Here is a 7,011-nt window from a genome sequence, read left to right as displayed (position 1 = left end):
TTAATTTCGGCTTTCTTTCAATAACTTGCAGATAGGCCAAAAAACATCCAACTCCCTCTATATAGAAGAAGGATTCAATATCCCTTCTATATAGAGAGAACTCTCAGAGCACTCCATCCTCTTTCATCGCAGCCACTGCACCCGCTCCCAGCCCCAGCACCCGCTGCAAAACCTCCAAGGTATGCTCCCCCAACAAAGGAGGCGCACGGCGATACTCGACAGGAGTCCGCGACAACCGAATCGGGCTAGCCACCTGCGGCACCATCCCCGCCAGCGCGTGAGGCAGCTCGATCGCCAACCCGCGCGATTTCACCTGCGGATCCTCGAACACCTGTGACAGATCATTGATCGGCCCGCATGGCACGCCCGCCTGCTCCAGCTGACTCACCCACTCTGCGGTGGTCTTGAAGACGGTCGCCTGGCGGATCAGCGGAATCAGGACGGCCCGATTCGCGACTCGCAGCTTATTAGTCGCGAAACGCGGATCATCCGCCCACTGCGGTTGCCCCGCCACTTCGGCGAACTTGCGGAACTGTCCGTCATTACCCACCGTGAGAATGAAGTCACCGTCAGCCGTAGGAAAATCCTGATACGGCACGATGTTCGGATGCGCATTCCCCAGCCGCTTTGGCGCAGTGCCCGTCGTCAGATAGTTCATCGCCTGGTTGGCCAGGCATGCGACCTGAACATCCAGCAGCGCCATATCGATATGCTGCCCGCCGCCATCGTGATCACGATGAGCCAGCGCCGCCAGGATCGCCACGGTCGAATACAGGCCCGTCAGGATATCCGTAAGCGCCACACCCACCTTTACCGGCCCGGCCCCTTCATCACCCTCAGGTCGCCCGGTCAGACTCATCAGCCCACCAAGCCCCTGGATCATGAAGTCATAACCCGCACGCTTTGCATACGGCCCGGTCTGACCAAAACCGGTGATCGAGCAATAGATCAGATCCGGATTGATCGCCTTCAGCGATTCGTAATCCAGGCCATAAGCCGCCAGACCACCCACCTTGAAGTTCTCGATCAGGATGTCGGACTTGGCGGCCAACTCCCGTACCAGCTTCTGACCCTCGGGACGCGTGAAGTCGATCGTCACCGATTGCTTGTTACGATTGGCCGACAGGTAATAAGCCGCCTCGCTGGTGTTCTCGCCGTAAGCGTCTTTCAGGAAGGGCGGCCCCCAGGCGCGGGTATCGTCACCATTACCTGGGCGCTCGACCTTGATCACTTCCGCTCCGAGATCGGCCAGGATCTGACCAGCCCACGGGCCGGCCAGCACTCGCGATAAATCCAGTACCCGCAGATGCGACAGCGCGCCCATGGTCGTTCTCCTATTAATAGAACGCCTGCAGGCCGGTCTGCGCACGACCGAGGATCAACGCGTGAACGTCGTGCGTACCTTCATAGGTATTCACCACTTCCAGGTTGACCAGGTGACGGGCCACACCGAACTCATCAGAGATCCCGTTGCCGCCCAACATGTCACGCGCCATGCGGGCGATCTCGAGAGACTTGCCGCAAGAGTTGCGCTTCATGATCGAAGTGATTTCAACCGCAGCAGTGCCTTCGTCCTTCATGCGACCCAGACGCAGACAGCCTTGCAGTGCCAAAGTGATCTCGGTCTGCATGTCAGCCAGCTTCTTCTGGATCAACTGAGTGGCGGCCAGCGGACGACCGAACTGTTGACGATCCAGGGTGTACTGGCGAGCGGTGTGCCAGCAGAACTCGGCCGCGCCCAGCGCCCCCCAGGAAATGCCATAACGTGCGGAGTTGAGGCAGGTGAACGGACCTTTCAGACCACGTACATCCGGGAAGATGTTCTCTTCCGGCACGAACACGTTGTCCATGACGATTTCGCCGGTGATCGAAGCCCGCAGGCCAACCTTGCCGTGAATCGCCGGAGCACTCAGGCCTTTCCAGCCCTTCTCAAGAACGAAGCCGCGAATATCGCCAGCATCATCTTTGGCCCACACCACGAACACATCGGCGATCGGGCTGTTGGTGATCCACATCTTGGCGCCGGTCAGGCTGTAGCCGCCGTCGACTTTGCGTGCACGCGTAATCATCGCGCCCGGGTCGGAACCGTGGTTCGGTTCGGTCAGACCGAAGCAGCCGATCCACTCGCCGGACGCCAGCTTCGGCAGGTACTTCTGCTTCTGTGCTTCGGTGCCGAACTCGTTGATCGGCACCATCACCAGCGAAGACTGCACACTCATCATCGAACGGTAGCCGGAGTCGACACGCTCGACTTCACGGGCAATCAGGCCATAGCTGACGTAGTTGAGGCCGCTGCCACCGTAATGCTCGGGGATGGTCGCGCCCAACAGGCCGACCTCACCCATTTCACGGAAGATCGCCGGATCGGTCTTCTCATGGCGGAAGGCTTCAAGAACACGTGGAGCGAGGCTCTGCTGGGCGAATTGCTCGGCAGTGTCGCGGATCATGCGTTCTTCTTCAGTCAGCTGTTGATCCAGCAGCAGGGGATCGATCCAGTTGAAGCTAGCTTTACCGCCCATGAGTGAGTCCTCGCAAATCGGGTGAATTAACCTGGCATTGATCCTAGGCCCGCTTCGCTGTCCCGGCAAACGAGGATTTCGCATCCTGTTGTGTTAATTTCTCACTCCGAAACGTCGCGAAATGCCGATTAAGCGATGTATTAGTGAGGTTGACGTACATGCGCCGCAAGATCCCCAGCACCACCGCCCTGATCAGCTTCGAGGCCGCTGCCCGTCACGAGAGCTTTACCAGGGCCGCCGAAGAACTTTCCCTCACCCAGGGCGCCATTTGTCGACAGATCGCCAGCCTGGAAGATTTCCTCAGCGTCGAACTTTTCCGGCGCTCGCGTCGCGGAGTGAAGCTGACGGAAGCGGGGCTTTCATACAGCCGTCGGGTAGCGACCCAACTCGATGCCGTAGAGCGCGACACCCTGTCGGTGATGGGTCAGCAAGGCACCAATGTGATTGAGCTCGCCGTGGTGCCCACGTTCGGCACGCAATGGCTGTTGCCAAGACTGAAGGACTTCCAGCTCAAACATCCGGAAGTGACAGTCAACCTGACCAACCGCACGCGCCCATTCCTGTTTGCCGACACTGACTTCGATGCCGCCATCTACTTTGGCGATGCCGACTGGTCCGGTACCGAATCCCACAGGTTGATGGGCGAGAATCCGATGCCGGTGTGCAGCCCTGCCTTGCTTGGTGACAAGAACAGTCTGACACCCGAAGAAATCGCCGATCTGCCGCTCCTCCAGCAAACCACCCGCCCCTACGCCTGGCGACAGTGGTTCAACTCGCAACACCTGAACATCCCCCGCGACATGACAGGTCCGCGCTACGAGCTATTCTCCATGCTGGCCCAGGCCGCCATGCACGACATGGGCCTCGCGCTGATCCCACCGTTCCTGATTCAGCGCGAACTGGCCGAAAATCGCCTGGTGATTGCCAACCCGAACGCACTCTCCAGCATCAAGGCGTATTACCTGATGATTCCGGAGCGAAAGGTCGAATCGGCGTCACTCAAGGCTTTTCGCGATTGGCTGGTGAACCAGGCACACAGCTACAACCCAGAAGGATAAAGGGCTACAGCGATTACTAACCTCGTAGTCAGGAAAATCAAAGCCCTACAGATATAACTATTTGTCGCAAATAGACAGACTGTATCCGAAAGTCGTACAGACGTCCCACAAGCGCCTGCCGACGTGGCTTTGCGCCCTCATTCGCGACGCATTGCGGCCTATTCACGTCACCGATGAGAAAATTCTTCAAATTCATCCAGACTCCTTGAAAGGCACGGCCTGCAAGGGATTCAACTGGCCATCTGCGACATTCGGTCACGGGATGACTTGTAGTTAATTTTCCGTCACCCGTCATAATCCCTTGAAGGGCATAAACTTCGCCTGCAAAATGCCGCGCCCCGCCCTGATTTGGCGGGATCGTGCTGATCGGCCGCCCCAGTCGCACCATCCGTAGTGCATGGGTTTACTCAATAAGATCACGCAGGAGATTTGACGTGCACATTGGTGTTCCTCTCGAAACCCAGACCGGTGAAACACGGGTTGCTGCAACCCCGGAAACCATTAAAAAGCTGATCAGCCAAGGTCATAAGGTCACTGTGCAAACCGGCGCCGGCGTTAAAGCCAGCGTTGTCGACAGTGCCTATGAAGCGGCAGGCGCAACCATTGGCAGTGCCAATGACGCGTTTGGCGCCGAGCTGATTCTCAAAGTGGTCGCGCCAAGCGATGCCGAACTGACGCTGATCAAGCGCGGAACGGTGCTGGTGGGCATGCTCAACCCGTTCAACAACGACACCATCGCGAAGATGGCCGAGTGCGGGATTACCGCGTTCGCCCTGGAAGCGGCGCCACGCACCTCCCGGGCCCAGAGTCTCGACGTGTTGTCGTCCCAGGCGAACATTGCCGGCTATAAAGCCGTGCTGCTGGCTGCTCACTACTATCCGCGCTTCATGCCGATGCTGATGACGGCTGCGGGCACCGTGAAAGCAGCGCGCGTGCTGATTCTGGGGGCTGGTGTGGCCGGGTTGCAGGCGATTGCCACGGCGAAACGTCTGGGTGCCGTCATCGAAGCGTCCGACGTACGTCCGGCCGTGAAGGAACAGATCGAATCCCTCGGCGCCAAGTTCGTCGACGTGCCTTACGAGACCGATGAAGAACGCGAATGTGCGGTCGGCGTCGGCGGTTACGCACGCCCGATGCCGGCGAGCTGGATGCAGCGTCAGGCCCAGGCCGTGCACGAGCGCGCCAAGCAGGCTGACATTGTCATCACCACCGCACTGATCCCGGGCCGCAAGGCACCGACGCTGCTGAGTGCGGACACCGTCGCGCAGATGAAACCCGGCTCGGTGGTCATCGACCTCGCGGCAGCCCAGGGTGGCAACTGCCCGCTGACCGTGGCCGATCAGGTCGTGATCGAGAACGGCGTGACCATCGTCGGCCCGACCAACCTCGCCGGTGAAGTCGCCGCAGACGCCTCGGCGCTGTACGCACGCAACCTGCTGGACTTCCTGAAGCTGGTCTTCACCAAAGAAGGCCAGTTCGAAGTGAACCTCGAAGACGACATCGTCGCCGCGTGCCTGATGTGCCGCGACGGCCAAGTCATCCGCAAAAACGCCTAAGCAGGGATTCAGACGATGGAAGAGCTTATCTCCCCCGGTATCTACAACCTGATCATCTTCGTGCTGGCGATTTATGTCGGTTATCACGTGGTCTGGAACGTTACACCCGCGCTGCACACGCCTTTGATGGCAGTGACCAACGCCATTTCGGCGATCGTGATCGTCGGCGCCATGCTCGCCGCCGCCCTGACTGTCACCCCGCTGGGCAAGACCATGGGCACCCTCGCCGTGGCACTCGCCGCGGTCAACGTGTTCGGTGGCTTCCTGGTCACCCGCCGCATGCTTGAGATGTTCAAGAAGAAAGCCCCGAAAGCAAAAGAAGAGGCGCCTAAGTAATGAGCATGAACCTCGTCACGACGCTCTACCTGATCGCGTCGATCTGCTTTATCCAGGCCCTCAAAGGCCTGTCGCACCCGACCACATCGCGCCGCGGCAACCTGTTCGGCATGCTCGGCATGGCACTGGCAATCATCACCACGGTCGGCCTCATCTATAAGCTGGGCGCTGAGCTGGCCACTGCTGGCATCGGTTACGTGATCGTCGGCCTGCTGATCGGCGGCACTGCCGGTTCGATCATGGCCAAGCGCGTTGAAATGACCAAGATGCCGGAGCTGGTTGCATTCATGCACAGCATGATCGGCCTGGCAGCGGTGTTCATCGCCATTGCGGCGGTGGTCGAGCCGCAGTCGCTGGGCATCGTCAAGCAACTGGGTGACTCGATCCCGGCGGGTAACCGCCTGGAGCTGTTCCTCGGCGCGGCCATCGGTGCAATTACCTTCTCCGGTTCGGTGATCGCCTTCGGCAAGCTGTCGGGCAAGTACAAGTTCCGTCTGTTCCAGGGTGCACCGGTACAGTTCAGCGGTCAGCACAAGCTGAACGCGGTACTGGGTCTGGCGACGCTGATCCTCGGTGTCACCTTCATGCTGACCGGCAACCTCGCCGCGTTCGCGCTGATGCTGGCCCTGGCGTTCGTCATGGGCGTGCTGATCATCATCCCGATCGGCGGCGCCGACATGCCGGTGGTGGTGTCGATGCTCAACAGCTATTCCGGCTGGGCGGCGGCGGGTATCGGCTTCTCGCTGAACAACTCGATGCTGATCATTGCCGGCTCGCTGGTGGGTTCGAGTGGTGCGATCCTCTCGTACATCATGTGCAAGGCGATGAACCGTTCCTTCTTTAATGTCCTGCTCGGCGGTTTTGGCAATACAGCAGACGCCGGTCCTGCCGGTGAGAAGGAAGCCCGTCCGGTGAAATCCGGTTCGGCTGACGACGCGACGTTCCTGCTGACCAACGCCGACACCGTGATCATCGTTCCGGGTTACGGCCTGGCGGTGGCCCGTGCACAGCACGCATTGAAAGAGCTGACCGAGAAGCTGACCCACCATGGCGTGACCGTGAAATACGCGATCCACCCGGTGGCCGGTCGGATGCCTGGCCACATGAACGTACTGCTGGCCGAGGCCGAAGTGCCGTACGACCAGGTGTTCGAGATGGAAGACATCAACTCCGAGTTCGGTCAGGCCGACGTGGTGCTGGTGCTCGGCGCCAACGACGTGGTGAACCCGGCCGCCAAGAACGATCCGAAATCGCCGATTGCCGGCATGCCGATCCTCGAAGCGTTCAAGGCCAAGACCATCATCGTCAACAAGCGCTCGATGGCCAGCGGCTATGCCGGTCTGGACAACGAACTGTTCTACCTGGACAAGACCATGATGGTGTTCGGCGACGCGAAAAAAGTCATCGAAGACATGGTCAAAGCGGTCGAGTAACCCTCGCCGGCAACACCGAACGCCCCGACTTGTCGGGGCGTTTTTGTTTGCGCAAAACGTCGGACAATTTGCCGCGTTGTTGCAGATCCAGTAACGGTGTTTTACTTGA

The 7,011-nt window shown here is 59.5% G+C and carries 6 protein-coding genes; 4 read left to right on the top strand and 2 right to left on the bottom strand.

Annotated features, from left to right (window positions below; all coding sequences use genetic code 11):
- Window positions 1-103: 103 nt before the first annotated feature.
- Window positions 104-1,324, bottom strand: coding sequence for a CaiB/BaiF CoA transferase family protein (locus L6D74_RS03695; protein ID WP_085647208.1), 1,221 nt, complete (start codon window positions 1,322-1,324; stop codon window positions 104-106).
- A gap of 13 nt (window positions 1,325-1,337) precedes the next feature.
- Entirely contained in the window at window positions 1,338-2,519 is a 1,182-nt protein-coding gene (locus tag L6D74_RS03690; RefSeq protein ID WP_236187688.1) for an acyl-CoA dehydrogenase, read from the bottom strand.
- A 158-nt stretch (window positions 2,520-2,677) separates the two neighbouring features.
- Here L6D74_RS03690 and L6D74_RS03685 point away from each other — a divergent pair, with 158 nt between their 5' ends.
- The 4 genes from L6D74_RS03685 to L6D74_RS03670 all read left to right on the top strand — a co-directional run bounded on the left by L6D74_RS03685 (window position 2,678) and on the right by L6D74_RS03670 (window position 6,902).
- Window positions 2,678-3,577, top strand: a complete 900-nt coding sequence (locus tag L6D74_RS03685; RefSeq protein WP_236187687.1) for a LysR family transcriptional regulator — start codon at window positions 2,678-2,680, stop codon at window positions 3,575-3,577.
- A gap of 434 nt (window positions 3,578-4,011) precedes the next feature.
- Entirely contained in the window at window positions 4,012-5,133 is a 1,122-nt protein-coding gene (locus L6D74_RS03680; protein WP_011331831.1) for a Re/Si-specific NAD(P)(+) transhydrogenase subunit alpha, read from the top strand.
- A 15-nt stretch (window positions 5,134-5,148) separates the two neighbouring features.
- Window positions 5,149-5,469 carry an NAD(P) transhydrogenase subunit alpha part 2 gene (locus L6D74_RS03675; protein WP_003220416.1) on the top strand — a complete coding sequence of 107 codons (321 nt, stop codon included), beginning with the start codon at window positions 5,149-5,151 and terminating at the stop codon, window positions 5,467-5,469.
- Window positions 5,469-6,902 carry an NAD(P)(+) transhydrogenase (Re/Si-specific) subunit beta gene (locus L6D74_RS03670; RefSeq protein ID WP_085613551.1) on the top strand — a complete coding sequence of 478 codons (1,434 nt, stop codon included), beginning with the start codon at window positions 5,469-5,471 and terminating at the stop codon, window positions 6,900-6,902. The genes L6D74_RS03675 and L6D74_RS03670 overlap by 1 nt, the downstream gene beginning before the upstream one ends.
- Window positions 6,903-7,011 lie beyond the last annotated feature (109 nt).

It is taken from the genome of Pseudomonas pharyngis, from assembly GCF_021602345.1.
Lineage (GTDB): Bacteria > Pseudomonadota > Gammaproteobacteria > Pseudomonadales > Pseudomonadaceae > Aquipseudomonas > Aquipseudomonas pharyngis.
This window is presented reverse-complemented; position numbering and strand designations above follow the sequence as displayed.

Excerpts from the sequence above, each read along its gene's own strand:
- L6D74_RS03675 (WP_003220416.1), top strand. The coding sequence starts at position 5,149 with ATGGAAGAGCTTATCTCCCCCGGTATCTACAACCTGATCATCTTCGTG.
- L6D74_RS03695 (WP_085647208.1), bottom strand. The coding sequence starts at position 1,324 with ATGGGCGCGCTGTCGCATCTGCGGGTACTGGATTTATCGCGAGTGCTG.
- L6D74_RS03670 (WP_085613551.1), top strand. The coding sequence starts at position 5,469 with ATGAGCATGAACCTCGTCACGACGCTCTACCTGATCGCGTCGATCTGC.
- L6D74_RS03685 (WP_236187687.1), top strand. The coding sequence starts at position 2,678 with ATGCGCCGCAAGATCCCCAGCACCACCGCCCTGATCAGCTTCGAGGCC.
- L6D74_RS03690 (WP_236187688.1), bottom strand. The coding sequence starts at position 2,519 with ATGGGCGGTAAAGCTAGCTTCAACTGGATCGATCCCCTGCTGCTGGAT.